11 protein-coding genes are annotated in these 20984 nt (G+C 61.7%); 8 read left to right on the top strand and 3 right to left on the bottom strand.

All coding sequences use genetic code 11. The annotated features are described in order from the left end of the window. Positions 1 to 22 precede the first annotated feature (22 nt). The 3 genes from JAB6_RS14190 to JAB6_RS14180 all read right to left on the bottom strand — a co-directional run bounded on the left by JAB6_RS14190 (position 23) and on the right by JAB6_RS14180 (position 8829). Positions 23 to 2842: a TonB-dependent receptor gene (locus tag JAB6_RS14190; RefSeq protein ID WP_070303337.1), complete on the bottom strand. Its 2820-nt coding sequence runs from the start codon at positions 2840 to 2842 to the stop codon at positions 23 to 25. A 355-nt stretch (positions 2843 to 3197) separates the two neighbouring features. After that, positions 3198 to 5870, bottom strand: a complete 2673-nt coding sequence (locus tag JAB6_RS14185; RefSeq protein ID WP_083292723.1) for a TonB-dependent receptor — start codon at positions 5868 to 5870, stop codon at positions 3198 to 3200. Between the two features lie 178 nt (positions 5871 to 6048). After that, on the bottom strand, positions 6049 to 8829 hold the full coding sequence (locus JAB6_RS14180; protein ID WP_083292722.1) for a TonB-dependent receptor: 2781 nt from the start codon (positions 8827 to 8829) through the stop codon (positions 6049 to 6051). A 624-nt stretch (positions 8830 to 9453) separates the two neighbouring features. Between JAB6_RS14180 and JAB6_RS14175 the strand changes: the two genes are divergently transcribed. The 8 genes from JAB6_RS14175 (at position 9454) to rluB (ending at position 20698) form a co-directional block, all read left to right on the top strand. Continuing rightward, positions 9454 to 11286 carry an ABC transporter substrate-binding protein gene (locus JAB6_RS14175; protein WP_070303336.1) on the top strand — a complete coding sequence of 611 codons (1833 nt, stop codon included), beginning with the start codon at positions 9454 to 9456 and terminating at the stop codon, positions 11284 to 11286. 28 nt (positions 11287 to 11314) lie between these two features. Continuing rightward, entirely contained in the window at positions 11315 to 12253 is a 939-nt protein-coding gene (locus JAB6_RS14170) for an ABC transporter permease (RefSeq protein ID WP_034760169.1), read from the top strand. A gap of 9 nt (positions 12254 to 12262) precedes the next feature. Further along, positions 12263 to 13372, top strand: a complete 1110-nt coding sequence (locus tag JAB6_RS14165; protein ID WP_070303335.1) for an ABC transporter permease — start codon at positions 12263 to 12265, stop codon at positions 13370 to 13372. A 9-nt stretch (positions 13373 to 13381) separates the two neighbouring features. Continuing rightward, positions 13382 to 15073: an ABC transporter ATP-binding protein gene (locus JAB6_RS14160; RefSeq protein WP_070303334.1), complete on the top strand. Its 1692-nt coding sequence runs from the start codon at positions 13382 to 13384 to the stop codon at positions 15071 to 15073. A gap of 27 nt (positions 15074 to 15100) precedes the next feature. Then, entirely contained in the window at positions 15101 to 16063 is a 963-nt protein-coding gene (locus JAB6_RS14155; RefSeq protein WP_070303333.1) for a VTT domain-containing protein, read from the top strand. Positions 16064 to 16440: 377 nt separating this feature from the next. Further along, positions 16441 to 17460: a glucokinase gene (locus tag JAB6_RS14150; RefSeq protein ID WP_034760157.1), complete on the top strand. Its 1020-nt coding sequence runs from the start codon at positions 16441 to 16443 to the stop codon at positions 17458 to 17460. A gap of 399 nt (positions 17461 to 17859) precedes the next feature. Then, positions 17860 to 18654 (top strand): SMC-Scp complex subunit ScpB, encoded by a 795-nt coding sequence (gene scpB / locus JAB6_RS14145; protein WP_034760153.1) that lies wholly within the window; start codon positions 17860 to 17862, stop codon positions 18652 to 18654. After that, a complete protein-coding gene (gene rluB / locus JAB6_RS14140; protein ID WP_070303332.1) occupies positions 18647 to 20698 on the top strand; it encodes a 23S rRNA pseudouridine(2605) synthase RluB in 2052 nt (683 codons plus the stop codon). Before scpB ends, rluB begins: the two co-directional genes overlap by 8 nt. The last annotated feature ends 286 nt before the right edge of the window (positions 20699 to 20984 follow it).

The following is a 20984-nucleotide window of genomic DNA, read 5'->3' as shown; positions in this document are numbered from 1 at the left end:
GCCGAGAGCAGATGCCGTCAGCTTAGAACTTGTAGGAACCGCTCAGGTAGAACTGGCGGCCCAGGGCGCTCGAGTACGATGGGTTGTAGCCCACTTGATGCGAACCCGTGTTACGCAGGGTGAACGGCGGATTGCGGTCGAACAGGTTCAGGATGCCGCCCGTGATTTCCACGTTCTTCATCGGACGGTAAGCCGTCTGGAAGTCGAAGGTGGTGTAGCTCGGCACTTCCAGTTGGATGCCATAGCATTCGCCAGGGCTGCCAGCCACGATCACGGCGCAATCGTCAGCCGTCTGTTCCTTGTCCGTATAGCCGTTGCGGTAGCTGGCGCTCAGCGTATGCGTGAACTTGGCTGTCTCATACGTGGTGGTGGCACGGATGATGTTGCGGAAGCTGACCTTGTCGTTCGAACCGTAGCGATTCAGGCTGGTTTCCCATTGATCATCGGTGCCCGGCGTCGTGTAGCGCGAACGCAGCAGGTAGGTACCCATCAGGCGGCTCGTCAGGCGGCCGTCCAGCAGCTTCATCTTGTGGGTGAAGTCGTAGTCGATACCGCGGTTTTCCACCTTTCCGATGTTAATCGGCAGCAGCTTGATGGCCAGCACGTCCTTGCCCGTCGAGCTGATGTGCTTGGTGGTGAACAGATTGGCGTACTTGGCAGGATCGTTGAAGATCAGGCCTTCGGACACGGCGGTCACCTGGTCCCGGATTTCCACGTTCCACAGGTCGAACGACATCGACAGGCTGTCGATCGGCTCGAACACGGTACCGATGCTCCATTGCTTCGACGTTTCCGGCTTCAGGTCCGGGTTGCCGCCCTGGAAGGCTTCGAATTGCTGGCGTCCCACGCCGCTGCAGTAGCTGGCCAGCGGATGGCCGCCCATGCCGTTTGCTGCCGTCAATGGGCATTGATAGTTACCGCCCGTGACGCCCCAGTCTTCCAGTGGACCGGCGATTTCCTGCATGCTGGCGGCGCGGAAGCCGGTGCCGGCAGCGGCGCGGAACATCAGGCTCTTGGTGGCGGAATACTTGCCGCTGACTTTCCAGGTGGTGGCGTTTTCTTTCTTGCCTACCGTCTTGCCCGTCAGCTTGTCGTCGATGGATCCGATCTGGTCGTAACGCAGCGAGCCGGTCATTTCCAGTTTTTTCGAGATCGGCATCATCAGCTCGGCGTAGGCGCCGGCATTGTCGCGTGCGTATTCGCTGTCGACTTGTGCATTGTCAAACAGGATCTGCGCCTGTTTGGCAACATTCGCCTGCTGCACCTTGTACGAGGTGTTGCGGTAGTCGGCGCCCACGCCCAGCATGGCCGTGCCGCCTGGCAGCGAGAACACAGGACGTGAAGCGCGGCCGTCGATGCCCTTCATTTCCACGGTTTGCGTGTTGTAGGTGCCGCTGAAGCCCGTGCCCAGCAGTGCCTGGCGCATGGCATCCGGCATGGAACCGACCGGGTAGGCGAACGGGTCGATATTGCCGGCGGCTACTTGCGCGTCGAATTTGTCCGCCAGCGGGAAACCGCTGACGTATTCTTGCGTCTGCTTATTTTTCGAGTACGTTACGGCGGAGTTGATGTCCCAGCCGAATGCATTGCCATCGATGCCGGCGACGATGTGGGTGGCTTTGGTGCCGTAGTCGTAGACGCGGTTGCCCATTTCCGACAGGCGGTATTTGGCGACGGCGCCCGTGGCGTTGGCCAGTTGCGCTGGCGTCAGGTTCGGCGCCAGATATTTGTTGAACAGCGGCGAGCCGACATCGACGGAGAAATCGGCTGGGTATGGCGCAATGCTGGCGACGACGCGCGCTTCCGTGTAGGCGAGGTCATAGAAACCCTGGAAGCCGGTTTTGCCCAGTTTGACGGTACCCGAGCTGAAGATGGCGTCGCGCTTCGATTCGGGATTGATTTCGATGGTCGATGGCGAATCGAAATAGCAGTTGCCGTCGCCATAGAAATCCATGTTGCTGGCGGCGCATTTGCCGCCATGGGCCAGTGCGTACGGGTTCAGGTTGACGGACTTGCTGACTGTCTTGCCGGTGGCAGGATCGATGGCATCGTAATCGACAGTTGCGTTGCCTGGCGCGGAGCGCGAGGAACCGTTGATGAATTGCAGTGCCTTGCCGTTCTTCGGATCGTTGAAATTGATGATGCCGCTTTTCGCGAAGCTGCGCTGCGATGCTTTCAGCGATTTTTGTTCGTCATGGCTGGCCGACACGAAGATGCTGTAGCCGTCTTCGTCGATGTCGCCGAAGCCCTTGCTGATGGAAATCGAGTTGCTGGCGCCGCCTTTTTCTTCAGGACGCGAGTACTTGGCATTGATTTCCAGCGGCGATGCGCCTTTTTTCAGGATGAAGTTGACCACGCCGGCGATGGCGTCGGCGCCATACAGTGCCGAGGCGCCGTCCGTCAGCACTTCCACGCGCTCGATGGCCGACAGGGGGATCGAGTTCAGGTCGATGGTGGTGCCGGAATTGGATGGCGCAATACGGCGGCCGTTCAGCAGCACCAGCGTGTAGGCTGCGCCGATATCGTGGATCGAGGCTGTGGTGACGCCGCCGCCGCCGCCGCCAACCGAATCGGCGGCCACGGAGAAGCCCTGCATCGCAGGAATTTGCTGGATGAAATCGGTCACCGTGGTGACGCCGGTTTTCTTGATGTCTTTCTGGTTGAACGACTGCACCGGCAGCGACGCTTCGGAAGCGATGCGCTTGATGCTCGAACCGGTGACTTCCACGCGTTGCATGGTGCCATCTGTTGTTTCTTGTGCATACGCGGCGTGCATGCTCAGGGCCATGCCGCCTGCAAACATCAGGCGCAGCGACCGCGATATTACATTTTCTATCATCATCTGAAATTCCTTGTTATTGTGATAAAGGCGGCAATTATTTTGAAATAACTTGTTGCTTACTAACAATTTATTTGCCTTTTTACAAATCCACCAATGAAAATTCTGTAAATTTTCAGGGCCCTCATCAAAACATTCACGATTCAGATTGTCAATTTCGTGCGGACTTTTTGGACGAAATGCAACATTTCCCTGTTTTTTTTGTAATCCTTCAGCAATAAAGTATCGCGGACCCTTGTCAGCCCTGCTCAGATGCGTAAAATAAAACGGCGCACATCATCGCTGATGGCGCCGTCTTTGGCATGGCTGGCACACGCTGGCCAGCGCTGTCTGGTTTGTCTTTCTTTCGTCATTCTCCTTAAAACGTATAGCTGCCGCGCAAGTAGTAGGCGCGCCCGATCGGGTCCGTATAGCGCGGGTCATAGCCTTTCTGGAACAGGGTGCCCTGGTTCGAGAATGGCGGTTCCCTGTCCAGCAGGTTTTTCACGCCAGCCGTCAGCAACAAGCCTTTCCACATGTAACTGCCCGACACGTTGAGCAGGCTGTATGGCGGCACATCGTGGCGGTATGGCGGCTCGACCAGATTCTGGTCCGTGTAGCCGGACTTGAACGATTGCGACACGGTGGCGCCCCAGTTGCCCAGGCGCCAGTTCAGCGCCGCCGTATGTTTCCAGCGGAACACGGGATTGTTGTCCGCGTAGCGGCCCACGTTGGCAATGAATTCGCCGCCGCGCTCGTTCTGATAGTCATACTTGTGGGTCCACGTGCCATCGACCGACACGCTGACATCGCCATACGCGCCTCGGGCCAGGCGCGCATTCAGGCTGACGTCGATGCCGTCCGTTTTCACTTCGCCGAGGTTGTCGTTCAAGTCCAGGATGGCGTAGGGCGAACCATCGGGATTGCGCAGGAACAAAGCCTTGTATTTTTCGTAGTTGCCGAAGATTGATTGCTCGGGCAAGGACGAAATCTTGTCCTTCAAATGGATGTTCCAGTAATCGATGGCGAGCGTGACTTCCTTGATCGGTTCGAGCACGAGGCCGACGGCGAAGGTGGTGGATTTTTCCGGTTTCAGGTTTTCATTACCGCCTTGCAGCTTGAATTGCTGCAAGTCGCAATCGCGCAGGGGATTGGCGCCGGGCTGCGGCACGCCGCCCGGGCACAGGATGGGGTCGTCGTAGGTATCGTTGGTGTCGTTCTTCGATGGCGGCGCATTCTTTTCAAACAAGGTGGGAGCGCGGAAACCCGTGCTGGCCGAGCCGCGCAGCACCAGCGCGCTGCTGGCCTGGTAGCGCAGGGCCAGCTTCGGATTGGTGGTGCTGCCCACGTCGCTGTAGTGGTCGAAGCGGGCGGCCAGCTGCACTTCCAGATCCTTGATCAAGGGCAGGTTGACTTCGCCGAAGACGGCCTGGATCGTGCGCGAGCCGCTCTTCGACAGCGAGCCGGACAAGCCGGAACTGGCGGCCTGGCCGGCGATATCGCGGTTGACATTGAAGTCGGCCTTTTCGTGCCGTACTTCGCCACCCAAAGCGATGGCCAACGGGCCGCCGGCCAGCTGCATCAGTTCGCGGCTGCCCTTGATGTCGAAGCCCGTGGTGGTGACCTTGGCGTTCTGCACCTCGCCGCGCAGGGCGGTGCTGTCCAGGTAAGCCTTGCCGGCCGCGTCCTGCACGCCGAACGGGTTCAGGATGCCGTTCAACACGCCGGCGGCAAAGCCCGCATCCTGCACATAGCCGCCCGTGAACTTTTCCGACGACTTGCTGATCGCGTGGCTCAGGCCCGTCTTGTAGTCCCAGCCGGACAGCTCGCCTTCGAGCGCCAGCACCAAGCGGTCCGCCTTGCCATCCGAATCGATCTGCCGCTGGCCTACTTCCACGGGGCGCCAGTTGACGCTCAGTGGCTGGCCCGACAGGCCCGGCTGGGCCGGCACGCCGCCCGCATTGCCCGGATAGTATGGACTGGTGCTGGGCAGGATCAAGCCCGTTTGCGGCGGCGGCGCCGTGCGTGCCTTCACCTTGTTTTCCGAATGCAGGTATTCCACCGTGGCCAAATGGCCGCCACCGAGCTTGAAGGCGCCCTTGCCGAAGAATGCCAGCTGTTCCTGTGCGGGCAGGTTGTCGATCTGGCGCGTGTAATCCTGGCGGCAGGTGCCGTTGGCGGCTGCCACCGACAAGGGCGGCAGGCAACCGCTGGCCGCGTAGGGATTGCCGGCCAAGCCGTCGCCGCCATTGGCCGCCGCATCGAAGTAGTTGCCGGGGAAAGTCGTGCCGCTGGTAATGGACAGCCCGCGCGAGGGGATGATGCCGGTCTTGGAAAAGTCACGGTCCTGCGACGTCAGCACTTTTTGCTTATGGTAGTCGAGCACGCCGAAAATATTGTAGCCGTCCGTGTCGAGCTTGCCGAAACCCGTTGACAGGTTGATGCGGTGCTCGCCGCCGCCCTTGTGTTCGGGCGAGACGACCTCGGCGGTGATATTCGTGACGTTGACGGAGCGCTTCGTGATGAAGTTGATGACGCCGCCGATGGCGTCCGTGCCGTAGATGGCCGAGGCGCCGTCGCGCAGCACTTCGACACGCTCCAGGGCGGCGATCGGGATGATGTTCAGGTCGACGCTGGCGCCGTCATACGGATGGTTGGCGATGCGCCGGCCGTTGAGCAGTACCAGGGTCTTGTCGCCGCCCAGGCCGCGCAAGTCGGCGCTGGCCTGACCGCCCGTGGGCAAGCCGCTGGTATTGCCACCGACTGCATTGCCGCTGCCCATGCTCGACGCGTTCGAGGGTATCTTGCTCAGCACTTCCTGGGCCGTCGTCAAGCCCTGCTTGGCGAAATCCTCGGCCTTGAAGATGGACAAGGGCGTCGCCGTTTCCGAGACGAGGCGCTTGATGGAGGAACCGGTGACTTCGACTCTCTGCATGGCGGCGGGCTCGCCGGCGGTGCCGGTGTCCTGCGCCATGGCCGCATGGCCATACGCGCCGAGCAAGGCTGCGCACAGCAGGCGCAAGGTGGGGGAGGGACTACGGGTTTGCGTCATCTGACACTCCTGTGGCGTGGGTTTGGCCAAGTGGCCTGCAAGGGAGTTTTACAGGCGCGCAGCAGCTAAGGTTTGTGCTGGCACAAGAGCTGTGCGGATGAGCGACCTGGCGCCACAGTCCGGGCGAAAAAAAAGGCGGTGATTGCTCACCGCCTTGCGTCAGGATACGGATGTCGGCTTAGAAGAACTTGTAGCTGGCGCCCAGTTTGAAGTAGCGGCCGATGGCGCCGCTGGCATCCATCGGGTTGTAGCTCATGCCGCCGTAGGTCAGCGGGTCGAGCGGCGCGATCTTGTCGGTCACGTTGTTGATCGAGGCAAACAATTGCAACTGCTTGTTGACGTTCCAGCGGCTCGACAGGTCGAGCGTGGTGAACGAGGCGAGCTTGCAACCGTTCGGCGCCGCGGTGCCGTCGGCCAGCTTGGAAGCGCACGGCTTGCCTTCAAACAGGATGTTCTTCATGTCCGAACGGTAGTTCAGCACGCCGCTGACGTTCCAGTTGCCCAGGTCCCACGAGCCGGTCAGATTGATCTTGTCCTTCGGCGTGCCGGCGCAGTTGGACGTGTCGCAATTGCCATGCGTGCCGGCGAATTGGTAGCGCACGGTGGACGACTCGGCCCGTACCCACGAAGCGATATGGGTCCAGGTCAGGCCGAACGTGGCGCGGCCGTAGTCGCCCAGGCGCACGCGCTGCTTGACATCCAGGTCGATACCCTTGATCTCCGTGAAGCTGGAGTTGCGGTACGGCGCCTTGGTGATCAGCAAGGTGCCCGTGTTCGGCGTGACGACGCCGTTGATGGTCAGGTTGTTGTCGGCGCGGATGGCTGTCGGCAGGGCGGCTGCTTCGTTGTACGGCAGCGGATTGATCTCGTTTTCACGCTTGATCTTCCAGGCATCGAGCGACAGGCTGGTATCGTTGAACGGATCCCACACGAGGCCCAGGGTGTAGCCCTTGGATTTTTCCGGCTTGAGGCTGGGGTCGCCGACCTTGACGGCCGCCACTTGCAGTTCGCAGTCGCTGGCATTGGCGCCCGGCAGGCGGGTGCCGCCCGGGCAGCGCACGGGATCGCTCACGGTCGAGGTGCCCGTCGATTGCGAATCGGCATTGCTTTCGGCCGGGCCCGGTGCGCGGAAGCCTTCCGAATACGTGCCGCGCACGGCGAAGGTTTTCAGCGGCGTCCACTTGGCGCCCAGTTTCGGCGTGGTCGACGAGAAACGGTCGTATTTGTCGTAACGCAAGGCGCCCGACAGTTCCACCGTCTTGATGACGGGCGCCAGCACTTCGAGGAACACGGCCGAGACCTTGCTGTCGCCCTTGGCCGCCACATAGCTGGCGTTGATGGAACCGTCTTCCGTGCCCGTCAGCGATGGATTGTCGAGCTTGTCGCGGCGGTGTTCCGCGCCGATCGCCAGGCCCATGGCGCCACCGGGCAACTGCATCAGTTCGCGCGTGGCCTTGAAGTCGATGATGTCGAGCTTGGTCGTGGAATCGGAGGTGGCGTTCGTCACCATGGCCGCGTACAGCGATGCGGGATTCTTGCCCGCCTGCGCGCCGATGTAGTAAGGGAAATATTGGCTGTTCGGATTGCCCAGCGCATCCTTGACGACGGCCATGTTCAGCATGTTGCTGTAATCGAGGTGCAGTTTCGATTCCGAATGCGTATAGCCGGCATCGTAGTCCCAGCCCATGGCGTTGCCCTTGACGCCGAGTACGATGCGGTTGAACTCGTTGTTGGCCGTGCGCGTGCTGGCGCCCACGTCGAACGCCTGGTAGCGCACGCGCACCGGCACGCCATACGGATTTTGCGGGTGGTTGGCGGCCAGCACGATGCTGGTGCCGGTGCCGGTGGCGTAGTTGATGACGCCCGCCTTGTTGCCGGCGTTCGGCGGGAAGGCGACGGTGGGCGTGACCGACGGCGGTATCATGGCGAACGCCGTATCGCGCTTCGAGTAGCCCGCTTCCGCATACACCTGGGTGTCGGCATTGACTTGCCAGGTGCCGCGCGTGTACAGGTTGATCGATTCGATCTTCGGCTGCATCGCGCGGAACTGGTCGTGGTGCCACAAACAGCCGCCTTTCGGATCTTGCGGCGACGACACGGACAAGCTCGAGCAGCCGGGCAGGGACACATAGTTGTTGGTGACGGGGTCGCGGATCAGGCCTGTCGGTGCCGCATTCGCATCGTTGTTGCCATTGATGTAGCCGCCGGCGAACTGGGTGTTGATCGCATAGCCATACGGGCGCAGGTCGGCCTTGCCTATCCATTTGCGGCCGGCGCGGTCGCTGTTCATCAGCATGTCCGATTTGCTGTATTCGGCATTGACGACGAAGTTGAATTTATCCGTATCGAGGTTGCCCTTGCCGAAAGTCAGCGAGGCGCGGTGCTGCTTGGCGTCGCTGTCTCCCGAGATGCCCGTGTCGCCTTTCAGGGTCAGGCCCTCGAAGTCCTTGCGCAGGATGATGTTGACGACGCCGGCGATGGCGTCCGCGCCATAGGTCGACGAGGCGCCGTCTTTCAGGATCTCGATGCGCTCGACGATCTGCATCGGCACTGTGGACAGGTCGGTAAAGCTCTTCTGGCCGTCATCGGCGCGCGCGAACGGCGCCATGCGGCGGCCATTGAGCAGGACCAGGGTCGAGGTGGCGCCCAGGCCGCGCAGCGAGATGGCCGTGGAACCGGCGGCAAAGCCGTTGCCGAAGCCCGTCGGCAGGGAGCCGGCGCCATCGGCGGTCAGCGTTTGCAGGTATTCGGCGACGGTGGCCTTGCCCGATTTCATCAAGTCGTCGCGGCTGATGACCTGGACCGGCGATGCGGTCTCGGCCGTGGCCCGTTTGATGCTCGAGCCTGTAATTTCCACACGTTGTACATTGGCGTCTTGCGCCATTGCCGGCGCCGCCATCATGCCCAGGCTGAGCGCTGCTACGCTACCCGAAAAAATCAGGCGTACGGAGCGGGACATCACTGTTTCCATCATCATTCTCAGAACTCCGAAAGTGTGCTCGGCCGGCCCTTGTGCGGCACAGCTTTGCCAGGGTGATAAAGATTGCTGCGTCGGCAATCGCCATGGATCAAACGGCATATCGTGTGAGCCGTCGTGATTGATAAGACCACTTGCCGAGAAACCTTGTCAACGCGCACACATCTGCTTTCAGCATGGAAACAACAGTGTTTTTTATCATGTTGATGCGTTTCAATAATTGCAATTATTTTAATGTTGCAGTGCGATGCGTATTTTCCGTACTGCCATAAAAACAGCTGTCATTGGCAACCATAAGGGGTACTGGCAGGCCGATTTTTCATGGGCGCCGCCTGTCTATGCTGCGCTGCGGAAGATTCTCCCCGCGAGGCTGGCGGCCGTGGCTGCGCGTCACGCCAGCGCTGCGGCTTTTCGCCCGGCGAACAGAATATGCGTTATCGTTACGCCTTTTTCCGGCTCGCCCGTATGTAGACGCGGCTGGCCATGAACAAGGCATAGATCTTGCGAGGATGGACTGGTTTTGGCGGTGGAATCCTGTATCCCAGGGGGAAGCCAGTACAAGCGCACCAATACGGTGCGACAGATAATCGAGATGAAGGGTATTACATGAAGTCACCATGGATGCGGCGCGTGGCGCTGCTCGCCTGCCTGGCCACCCTGCCGCTGGCGGCCGTTGCCGCCGATGCTACCCCTGCTGCCGCAGCCGCGCCGGTGAAAACCTTGCGCTATATCCTGCCGGCCGCCGAGACGGGCTTCGATCCGGCCACCGCGCGCGACCTGTATTCGAACCACATCACGCAGGCCGTCTTCGACACCCTGTACACCTATGATTACCTGGCGCGCCCCGTCAAGGTGGTGCCCGGTGCGGCGGCCGCGATGCCGGAAGTGTCCGCCGACGGCAAGACCTACACCATCCGCCTGAAGAAAGGCATGTATTACACGCCCGACCCCGCATTCGGCGGCAAGCGCCGCGAACTGACGATGGCCGACTACGTGTATTCGTGGAAGCGTTTGTTCGACCCGCGCCTGGCCTCGCCGCACAGCTGGCTGTTCGAAGGCAAGGTAGTGGGACTCGACGACCTGGCCAAGGATGCGGCCAAGTCGAACAAGCTCGACTACAGCAAGAAGGTGGCCGGCCTGGAAATCCTCGACCCGTACACCCTGCGCGTGACCCTCACCAAGACCGATTTCAATTTCCCCATGATCCTCGCCTACGTGCCGACGTCCGCCGTGGCGCGCGAAGTGGTGGAAAAGTATGGCGACGTGAAGGGCGAAGTGGGTTCGAATCCCGTCGGTACCGGCTACTACACCTTGGGCGAATGGACGCGCGGCAACCGCATCGTGTTGAACCGCAACCCGCAGCACTTGCCGGAAACGTGGAATTTCCTGGCTGGCGACGACCCGGACGACCAGCGCATCGTGCGCCAGATGCAGGGCAAGCGCATTCCCGCCATCGACCGCATTGAAATTTCCGTCATGATCGAAGACCAGTCGCGCTGGCTGTCGTTCCAGAGCGGCGGCACGGACGTGTTCTGGCTCGATGGCCCGCTGGCGCCGAAAGCGCTGCTCAACGGCAAGCTGCGTCCCGAACTGGCGGAGAAGGGCGTGCAACTGTCGCGCCTGCTTGATCCCGAGATCAGCTATTACTACTGGAATATGGAAGATCCGACCTTGGGCGGTTTCAGCAAGGAAAAGATCGCCCTGCGCCGTGCCATTGCCATGGCACACAATATTGACGAAGAAATCCGCATCATCTGGAATGGCCAGGCCAAGCGCCTCGACTATCCGATCCCGCCCGGCGTCGTCGGCTACGATCCTCACTACAAATCCCTGCTGCAATACGATCCCGTGCTGGCAAACAAATTGCTCGACAAATTCGGCTACAAGAAGGGCGCCGATGGCTGGCGTACTTTGCCGGACGGTAAGCCGCTGCTGATCCGCTACGCTTCGCGCAATGAAGCCAATGGCGTGCTGCAGGCGGAAATGTGGCGCAAGACCTACAACTCGCTGGGCATCCGCATGGAAAACGACCGCATGATCTTTTCCGACATTTTAAAGACGGAAAAGCAGTGCAAGATGCAGACGCGCACGGCGCCGTGGCTGGCCGACTATCCGGACGGCGACAACTTCATGCAGCTGTTCTACGGCCCGAACACGCACCAGAACAACAATGGCTGCTACCAAGATCCCGAATACGACAAGTGGTACGCGGCCAGCCAGGCCATGCCGGCCAGCCCCGAGCGCGACGAGCTGTTCCACAAGATGGCGCGCCGCCTGGAAGTAAACGCGGGCGCCCTGATCGGCTATGCGCGCTACCGCAACATGCTGGCGCAAAAGTCGGTGCTCGGCTACAAGAAGCACCCGATCCTGTTCCAGGAGTGGGCGTACATGGATATCGACAGCAACGGTGCGCCGGTTCCGGCGCCAGCCGCCAAATAAACGCAGCTTATAACGCTAGGGAATCATTATGTTTGCTTATATCCTGCGCCGCCTGTGGCAGATGCTGCCCACCATGCTGGGCGTCGTCCTGCTGGTGTTTATCCTGTTTAACTGGGTAGGCGGCGACCCCGCCTATATCCTGGCGGGCAAGATGTCGAGTGCGGAAAGCATCGCCAACATCCGCCGCCAGCTCGGCGTCGACCAGCCGTATTACGTGCAACTGTGGATATTCATCAAGCAGATCGTCACGTTCGACTTCGGCCAGAGCTGGGCCACGGGCGAATCCGTGTCGCACATCATCACCTCGCGCCTGGGCCCGTCGATGATGGTCCTGATCCCGCTGACCGTGCTGGAAACATTTTTTGGCGTGGCGCTGGCGCTGGCCATCGCTTTCGTGCGCGGTTCGCTGACGGACCGCGCCGTCATGATCGCCTGCACGGTGGGCATGTCGATTTCCATCCTCGTCTACATCATCGTCTTCCAGTATGGCTTTGCTTATAAACTGGGCCTGTTCCCCGTGCAGGGCTGGGGCGACAGCTTCTGGGAAAACCTGCTGCGCTATTCGACCTTGCCGATTCTGATCGGCCTGGCCGTCTCGATCGCGCCGACCCTGCGCCTGTTCCGCACCTTCGTGCTGGACGAGGCGAACCAGGATTACGTGCGCACGGCGCGCGCCAAGGGCCTCAAGGAAGGCCGCATCATGTGGGTGCACGTGCTGCGCAACGCCGCCATTCCCATCATTACCTATGTGATGTCGAACTTGCCGGCCCTGCTGATCGGCGCTTTCCTGCTCGAGCGCTTCTTCGGCATACCCGGTATCGGGCGTGAAGTGATCCTGGCCGTCGAGCGCAGCGACTTTCCGGTGATCAAGGCGATCACCGTGTATGTTGCCGCCGCCACCATGCTCTTCAACCTGCTCACCGACCTGCTGTACCAGGCGGTCGATCCTCGCGTACAACTGAAGTAGAAAGAGACGATGTCGAAACCTCATACATCGCCCGGCCTGTGGGCCCTGGCGTGGCGCCGTTTGCGCGGCGACAAGATTGCAATGGTATCGCTGGCCGTGGTCGGCGCCTTTTTCCTGCTGGTGCTGGCCTCCGCCAGCGGCCTGGTCGCCTCGAACTGGGAAGACGAAGTGGCCGTCAGCTACGCGCCGCCCACGTTTGTCGGCGCCGACAAGGACGGCGCCGCCGATGGCGCGATACATGCGCCGGACGAGCGCAGCGCGCCGACACCCGTCAACGTGCTTGATCCTTTGGCCGACGACATCGCCGAACTGCGCGCCCAGATGGGCAGCAATCCATCGGCCGGCGTGGAAATGTACGGCGTCGCAGACCCGCTGGCCGACGACTTGACGGCCTTGCGCGCCAGCATGGGCAAGGCCAAGAAACTCGTCACGCACAAGGCGGCAACGTTGCCGTTCGGCGCCGACAAGTGGGGCCATGACATCATCCAGAAAACCATCAAGGGCGGCGAAACGTCGATCGTCGTGGGCCTGGTGGCAGCCTTGCTGGCCGTCGTGCTGGGCACCTTGTTTGGCGCCGTGTCCGGCTACTTCGGCGGCGTTGTCGATGATTTCTTCAACTGGTTTTACAGCATCTTTACGTCGATTCCATCCATCCTGATGATCTTGACGGTGGCGGCCGTGCTGCAACAGAAGGGCGTGCTGACCATCGTGCTGATCCTCGGCTTGACGGGCTGGACGGGGCCGTACCGCTTGATCCGCGCCGAATACATCAAGCACAAGGCGCGTGAATACGTGATGGCGGCCGACGCCATCGGCGCCTCGCACTGGCGCAAGATGTTCTCGCACATCTTCCCCAACGTCAGCCACGTGGCTTTGGTGCAGATGTCCATCCTCGTGGTGGGCTTCATCAAGGCCGAAGTGATTCTGAGCTTCCTCGGCTTTGGCGTACCGGTGGGTACCGTCTCGTGGGGCAGCATGCTTAACGAGGCACAAAATGAACTGATCCTGGGCAAATGGTGGCAGCTGACAGCCGCCGCCACGGCGATGGCCGTGCTGGTGACGGCGTTCTCGCTGTTTACCGATGCCTTGCGCGATGCGCTCGACCCCAAAGTGAAATAGGAGTTGCTCATGGACCAGAATAACCTGTTGGAAGTGCGCGATCTGCGCGTCACCTTCCGCCTGGACAAGAAGACCACGTTCGAAGCCGTCAAGGGCATCTCGTTCAACGTGCCGCGCAACAGCACTGTCGCGCTGGTGGGCGAATCGGGCAGCGGCAAGTCCGTCAGTTCGCTGGCCGTGATGGGCCTGCTGCCGCCGGATAACACCATCATCGATCCCGCCTCGAGCATCCATTTTGGCGGGCGCGACCTGCTCAAATTGTCTATCGCCGAGCGGCGCACCATGTGCGGCAAGGACATTTCGATGATCTTCCAGGAGCCGATGTCGTCGCTGAACCCCGTGTTCACCGTCGGTTTCCAGATCGCGGAAGTGTTGCGCCAGCACATGGGCATGAACCGCAAGCAGGCGCGGGCGCGTACGCTGGCGCTGCTCGAGGAAGTGGGCATTCCCGACCCGGCCACCAAGATCGATGCCTACCCGAGCCAAATGTCGGGCGGCCAGCAGCAGCGCGTGATGATCGCCATGGCGATCGCCTGCGAACCGAAACTCTTGATCGCCGACGAACCGACGACGGCGCTGGACGTGACGATCCAGAAGCAGATCATGGACTTGATCGCGGCGCTGCAAAAGAAACATCAGATGTCCGTGCTGTTCATTACCCATGACCTGGGCCTGGTGGGAGAGATCGCCGACCAGGTGATCGTCATGCGCCATGGCGAAGTGCGCGAAACGGGCGAGGTGCGCCAGGTATTCGAAGCGCCGCAAGACAGTTATACCAAGGCCCTGCTGCATTGCCGCCCGTCCTTGGATGAGCGCCCGTGGCGCCTGCCCGTGATTGCCGATTACATGGAAGGCAAGGCCGGTCCCGGCGTCGAGGTGAAGCAGCGCACGCGCGGCTACACGCCCGGTGACGAACCGGTGCTGGTGGTAAATAACCTGAGCAAAAGTTTTTATACGCGCGAAGGCCTGTTCGGCAAACGCGAGTTCCAGGCCGTCAAGGATGTGTCGTTCACTTTGCCGCGCGGCAAGACCCTGGGCGTGGTGGGCGAATCCGGCTCCGGCAAGACGACGGTGGGCCTGACCCTGCTGCGCCTGCACCAGGCGACGGGCGGCACGGCCATGTTCCACGGCAAGGACCTGATTGCCATGCCGAACAAGGAGTATTTGCCGTATAAACGCCGCATCCAGATCATCTTCCAGAATCCGTATGCGTCCTTGAATCCCAGGTTTACCGTCGGACAGATATTGCTCGAACCGATGCGCATCCACAGCATCGGCGCCGATGACAAGGAACGCATCGCCAAGGCCTACTGGCTGCTCGATAAGGTCGGCTTGCCGGAACAGGCCTTCCACCGCTATCCGCACGAGTTCTCGGGTGGTCAACGCCAGCGCATCGCCATTGCCCGCTGCCTGACCATGCAGCCGGAAATCCTCGTCTGCGACGAATCCGTGTCGGCGCTGGACGTGTCGGTGCAGGCGCAGGTGCTCAATCTGTTGCAGGACTTGCAGGATGAATTCGGCCTGTCCTACATCTTCATTTCGCACGACTTATCGGTGGTGAAATACATCGCCGACCAGGTGATGGTGATGCACAAGGGGCAAGTGGTGGAGCTGGCCGATTCGGATGAGCTGTACCGCAATCCCGTGCATCCGTACACGCGTACCCTGCTCAGCGCCATACCGAAGGGCGTGCAATTGTAAGGGACTTTTTACGGTAAGATAGCGACCATGCCCAACCTCATTTATCTGCTCGAACATTACGGTGTCCTGATCGTCTTTGGCATCGTGCTGGTGGAGCAGCTCGGCCTGCCGATTCCCGCCTTTCCCATCCTCGTGGTGGCAGGGGCGTTGGCCGTCGATGGCGACATGAATGGGGCGCTGGTGCTGGCCGCCGCCCTGGGCGCCTGCCTGATCAGCGACTTCACGTGGTTCCGCGCGGGCCGTCATTTCGGCAAGCGCATCCTGCGGCTGCTGTGCCGCATCTCCCTCTCGCCCGATTACTGCGTCAGCCAGACGGAAGACAAATTCAAGCGCTGGGGCCCGAAAGCCTTAATCGTGTCCAAGTTCGTGCCGGGCTTCAATACCGTCGCCGCACCGATGTCGGGCGCGCTGGGTACGCCGCCTGGTCTGTTCTTCCTGTACGCGGGCCTGGGCGCCTTGCTGTGGAGCGGTACGGGCATCGTCGTCGGCGTGATCTTCCATGCCAGCGTGCAGCAGGTGCTCGACTTGCTCAGCACCATGGGCAGCACGGCCTTGCTGATGCTGGCCACCTTGCTGGGCTTGTTCCTGCTGTACAAATTCCTCGAACGCCGGCGTTTCCGCCAGGCCTTGCAGATCGAGCGCATCGGCATCGATGAATTGCTCGAACTCATAGAGCAGGGCGAGGAGCCGCTGATGGTCGATGCGCGCAGTGCCACGGCCCAGGCGCTGGAACCGGCCGTACCGGGCGCCTTGTTCTTCAATGGCAAGGAGCCGGTGCCCGCCATGATCGCCATGGACAAGGACCGCCACATCATCGTGTATTGCAGCTGTCCCAACGACGTGACGGCCGCGCAAGTGGCCAAACTGCTGCACCAGCACGGCTTTCACCGCGCCAAGCCTCTGCATGGCGGCCTGGACGCCTGGAATGCCGCCTACCGCTCGGACCAGCCGGCGCCCGCCAGCCTGCTGGGCGAAGGCTTGCCCTCCTGATTGCGCTGCTTCCTGCTCGCCAGGCGGGCAGTCAAAAACCGGTAGTAATAATACGAAAACCGCTTTGCGGCAGCGTCAGGACGGCGGCGCCGCACCCGCGCCGCCGCGTACAAAGCGGCTTTGCGCAAACTCCGGCATACTGTGTTTTCAAGGCGGCTCCTGCTGCTGTGCAGCATGCTTTTCGTGTGCCTGGTGAGTGCGAGCACTTACTATAAATCATTGTTTCTAAGCAATTTTGGCGTTGCCTGTTGCATTTGGAGTGGAACTACCAATAAAGGCTTGTTTTGATGTACTTAAACTACAAACTTTGCTTGCCTCCGGGCGCATTCATCCTTTAAGCTTGGCGTCCCATGCGTCCCACTTCATCATTTAAAATCATGAGCGCTTCGTCTTCTCCCGTACTGCCGACTTCCGCCTTCGCCGATGGACCGCGCCTGCTGGCCGACGTGGGCGGCACCAATGCCCGTTTCGCCTTGGAAGTGGCCGCTGGCCACATCACCCTGGTGGAAGTGCTGCCCTGTGCCGATTACCCTAGCCTGTCCGCCGCCCTGCAAGCCTACCTGGCCTTGCCGCACATCGCTGCCGCCGGCGGGCAAGCCGTGCGCCATGCCGTGATCGCCATCGCCAACCCGGTCGACGGCGATTTCCTCAGCATGACGAACCACCACTGGTCGTTCTCGATCCGCGCCATGCGCGAAGAGTGCGGTTTCACGACCCTGGACGTGGTCAACGATTTCACGGCGCTGGCGCGCTCCTTGCCGCAACTGTCGAGCGAGCAAAAGCACCAGGTGGGCGCGGGCACGGCCCGTCCGAACACGGCCATCGGCCTGATCGGCGCCGGCACGGGCCTGGGCGTGTCGGGTCTGATTCCATCGCACGGCGGCTGGATCGCCCTGCAAAGCGAAGGCGGCCACGTCAGCTTTGCGCCGTTCAATGAAGTGGAAGTGAGCATCCTGCAATTCGCCTGGCGCGAATACGAGCACGTCTCGGCCGAACGCCTGATTTCCGGCGATGGCCTGGAACTGATCTACCGCGCCCTGGCCGACCGCGCGGGCGTCCCGGCCGAAGACTTGCCGGCGGCGGAAATCACGCGCCGCGCGCTGGCCGGCGAATCCCAGTTGTGCGACGACGTCATCGAAGCGTTCTGCTGCATGCTCGGCACGGTGGCGGGCAACGTCGCCGTGACCCTGGGCGCGCTGGGCGGCATCTATATCGGCGGCGGCATCGTGCCACGCCTGGGCGCGCGTTTCGACCGCTCCGGTTTCCGCGCCCGCTTCGAGCGCAAGGGCCGCTTCGCCAATTACGTCTCGCAAGTGCCGACCTTCGTCATCACGGCGCAATACCCAGCGTTCCTGGGCGCATCGGCCATTCTCTCGGAGAAACTCGCCTCCCTGTGACGCGGGCAAGCGGGCGATGTGTCGCGCCAGGGCCGGGTAAAACGCGTGTTTTGCCCGGTTTTGCGCTTTTCCGCTTTTTATCAGGTACAATTGGCATCGTTGGATGAAACGACGACTGTCGCTCTCCTGTCTGGCTGGTTCGCCGCCACGGGAAAAGCAGCTGCTCCGGAGTTCGTTTCATTGCTGGTTATTTAAGGCCAGCACCATGGATGGCAGGACTTTCACTGCATCCGCTTTAGTCCCGCTTTGCGCGCATCGGCCAAGGCGTCGGAAAAACAGCCTCAACTAGTAACCCAGCACGGCGTCATCATCGATGTCTGCCATCTGTTACGTTGAAATGAACGTTTTTGATTTCTTTCTCTGCATACGAATTGCAACACACATCCGCACAGAATTGCTATGAATACAATTGAGGCTAAAAAAGTCCTCGAAACCGCGTTGCTGTGCGCTCGTGAATCGCTGACGATCCACAGCTTGAAGAAGCTGTTCGTCGATGCGGACGAGAATGGTCGCGTGCGCGGTGTCGGCGTTGGCGCCGATACGATCAAGCAGTTGCTGGAAGAGTTGCGCGATGAATGGGAAGGGCGCGGCATCGAGATCGTCAGTCTCGCATCGGGCTGGCGCTTTCAAAGCCGCCCGGAAATGAAGATGTATCTCGACCGTTTGACGCCCGAGCGGCCGCCCAAGTATTCACGGGCAACCTTGGAAACCCTCGCCATCATCGCCTACCGCCAGCCGGTGACGCGCGGCGATATCGAGGAAATTCGCGGCGTTGCCGTCAATTCGCAGACGATCAAGATGCTGGAAGACCGTGGCTGGGTCGATGCCATCGGCTACCGTGACGTGGTGGGACGGCCGGCCTTGCTGGCCACCACCAAGCAATTTTTGGATGACCTGGGTTTGCAATCGCTGTCCCAGCTGCCGCCTTTGCAGCAAATCAGCGAGATGCAGGGCAATGGGCTCGAAGCCCTGGAAGCGGCCCTGCAGGAAAATTTTGACAAGGCAAGCAATGAGCTTGTCCCCCAGCTTGGTGCAGGTAGCAATACGGCTGTGACAGATGTAGATGTGACAGCAAGCCTTGATGCCGGCCCCGATGCTTCGCCCACGGACGAAGCCTACACTCACGACCCTGCGCCAGAACTAACGGTTGACGCTGCGCCAGGTCAGCACAGCCAAGAAACGAAGAATGAATAATCCGAACACACCCGAGACAGTTACCGCCAGCGACGAAGCCATCGTTGCCAAGCCCAAGCGCCGCACCAAGGCCCAGATCGAAGCTGATACGGCCGCTGCCGTTGCTGCAGGCGACACCGCCGCTGCCAAGCCGAAGCGCCGCACGAAAGCCGACGTGGCCGCCGATGCGCCCGTCGCTGCTGAAGCAGAAGCTGCGCCAGCCGCCAAGAAAACCCGCGCCAAGCCAGCCTTGAAGGCCGTGGCCGATGCCGCCGAAGCGGCTGCCGAAGCCGTTGCCGCCCCTGCACCGCGTCCGCCGCGCGCCCGCGCTGCCGCCAAGGCTGCTGCCGCCGTCGCTGAAACGGCGCCCGAAGCCGTTGCTGACAAGCCGGCCGAAGCACGCCCGACCCGTGGTCCGCGCCAGATGCGTGGCGTGCAGGCGGAACGCGCACTGCGCCAGCCGCCACGCGCCGAAGCGCCGCAGGCAGCCGACGCCGCGCCTGTCGCAGAGCAGGCCGCCGCGCCTGTCGCCGATGTGTTCGATGCCGAAGGCAACCTCGTGTCCGGTCCGCGCCTGCCGCGCGGTCCGCGCAACGACGTGCCGGGCGCCGGCAAGAATGCCGGCAAGAGCCGTAAAAAGGGCAAGGGCCGCCAGGCTGCGCCAGGCAAGCTCAGCGACGCTGACGCTGTCTTCTCGTTCGTTACCTCCGACGCGTTCGACAGCGAAGAGGGCGGCACGGGCCGCGTACAGAAAGTGGCCGTGCGCCGCGACCTGACGTCCGACGACGACGCGCCGAAGCTGCACAAGGTGCTGGCCGAAGCCGGTCTCGGTTCGCGCCGCGACATGGAAGACCTGATCATTTCGGGCCGCGTGTCCGTCAATGGCGAGCCGGCCCACATCGGCCAGCGCATCCTGCCGAGCGACCACGTGCGTATCAACGGCAAGTTGATCCAGCGCCGCGTCAGCAAGAAGCCGCCGCGCGTGTTGGTCTACCACAAGCCGGCCGGCGAAATCGTCAGCCACAACGACCCGGACGGCCGTCCATCCGTGTTCGACCGCCTGCCGACCATGAAGGCGGGCAAGTGGCTGGCCGTTGGCCGCCTCGACTTCAACACGGAAGGCTTGCTGCTGTTTACCACCTCCGGTGACCTGGCCAACCGTCTGATGCACCCGCGCTACGGCATCGACCGCGAGTACGCCGTGCGTACCCTGGGCGAGCTGGAAGAGGGCATGCGCCAGAAGCTGCTGGCCGGCGTCGAGCTGGAAGACGGCCTGGCGCAGTTCTCGAAGATCGCCGATGGCGGCGGCGAAGGCATCAACAAGTGGTACCGCGTGGTGATCGGCGAAGGCCGTAACCGCGAAGTGCGCCGCATGTTCGAAGCGATCGGCCTGACCGTGTCGCGCCTGATCCGTACCCGCTACGGCGCCATGACCCTGCCGAGCGGCCTGAAACGCGGCCGCTGGGAAGAGATGGATGAAAACACCGTGCGCGACCTGCTGACCGCCTACGGTATCGAAAAGAAAATGCCGGCATCGGGCGACCCCCGTGCCGCTGGCGCCGCCAAGGGCCGCGAAGCGCGCAAGGCGAGCCGCGATGACGAGCCGAATGGCAACCGCATCGATGTAAGCAACCGCAACGCCGATCCATTCCCGGTCGCGCCGCGCCGTGGCCAGCCGCAAGGCCAGTTTGCCCGTCCGCAAGGCCAGGGTCGTCCAGGCGGCGCCGGTCGTCCAGGTGAAGCCCGTGGTCCTGGCCGTGGCCAGCCGCAAGGCCCGTTCCAGGGCGGCCAGCCCCGTTCGTCGGCCTCGTTCGAAGGCGCGCCGCAAGGCCAGGGCCGTCCGCCGCGTGCGGCAGGCCAGGGTCAAGGCCGTCCGGCCGGTGGCGGCGAAGGCCGCGCGCCGCAGCGCGGTCCGCGTCAGCCCGATCCGCTGCAAACGGCATTCGGCTTCGCCAACACGGGTCCGCGCCGCAATACGGGTGGTGGCGCCGGCGGGCAAGCGCGTTCCGGTGGCCAGCCGCGTGGCGGCATGGATGGCATGCCGCGCCGCCGCAGCAAAGGTTAATCGGGAAGAGTTTCTTCTTGCGCGCCCGCCGATCTGCCGCGGGTGCGCGCTCTTGTAACTGTTGTAAGCCGGGCCGCTCCTCGTGTGCGGCATTGCGGCGAAGTTAATAAGAGGTTATAATCTGCAGCCTAATAAAAGTTCTCCGCAGGGTTGTTTGGTGGGGAGTGCTTTCATCTGGTTGGGGAAATACAAGAAGATGGGCAGATGCCCATTTTTTTTTTGTTGAACCGTTTGTAATGGCTCCGCAAGGGGCCATATATGACTTGAATGCGTGTTTTTGCATGGT

The organism is Janthinobacterium sp. HH104, from assembly GCF_001758715.1.
Classification (GTDB): Bacteria; Pseudomonadota; Gammaproteobacteria; order Burkholderiales; family Burkholderiaceae_D; genus Janthinobacterium; species Janthinobacterium aestuarii.
This window is presented reverse-complemented; position numbering and strand designations above follow the sequence as displayed.

What these genes read in the sequence shown, in the direction of transcription:
- JAB6_RS14190 (WP_070303337.1), bottom strand. Translation starts at nt 2,842, where the DNA reads ATGATGATAGAAAATGTAATATCGCGGTCGCTGCGCCTGATGTTTGCA.
- JAB6_RS14185 (WP_083292723.1), bottom strand. Translation starts at nt 5,870, where the DNA reads ATGACGCAAACCCGTAGTCCCTCCCCCACCTTGCGCCTGCTGTGCGCA.
- JAB6_RS14180 (WP_083292722.1), bottom strand. Translation starts at nt 8,829, where the DNA reads ATGTCCCGCTCCGTACGCCTGATTTTTTCGGGTAGCGTAGCAGCGCTC.
- JAB6_RS14175 (WP_070303336.1), top strand. Translation starts at nt 9,454, where the DNA reads ATGAAGTCACCATGGATGCGGCGCGTGGCGCTGCTCGCCTGCCTGGCC.
- JAB6_RS14170 (WP_034760169.1), top strand. Translation starts at nt 11,315, where the DNA reads ATGTTTGCTTATATCCTGCGCCGCCTGTGGCAGATGCTGCCCACCATG.
- JAB6_RS14165 (WP_070303335.1), top strand. Translation starts at nt 12,263, where the DNA reads ATGTCGAAACCTCATACATCGCCCGGCCTGTGGGCCCTGGCGTGGCGC.
- JAB6_RS14160 (WP_070303334.1), top strand. Translation starts at nt 13,382, where the DNA reads ATGGACCAGAATAACCTGTTGGAAGTGCGCGATCTGCGCGTCACCTTC.
- JAB6_RS14155 (WP_070303333.1), top strand. Translation starts at nt 15,101, where the DNA reads ATGCCCAACCTCATTTATCTGCTCGAACATTACGGTGTCCTGATCGTC.
- JAB6_RS14150 (WP_034760157.1), top strand. Translation starts at nt 16,441, where the DNA reads ATGAGCGCTTCGTCTTCTCCCGTACTGCCGACTTCCGCCTTCGCCGAT.
- scpB (WP_034760153.1), top strand. Translation starts at nt 17,860, where the DNA reads ATGAATACAATTGAGGCTAAAAAAGTCCTCGAAACCGCGTTGCTGTGC.
- rluB (WP_070303332.1), top strand. Translation starts at nt 18,647, where the DNA reads ATGAATAATCCGAACACACCCGAGACAGTTACCGCCAGCGACGAAGCC.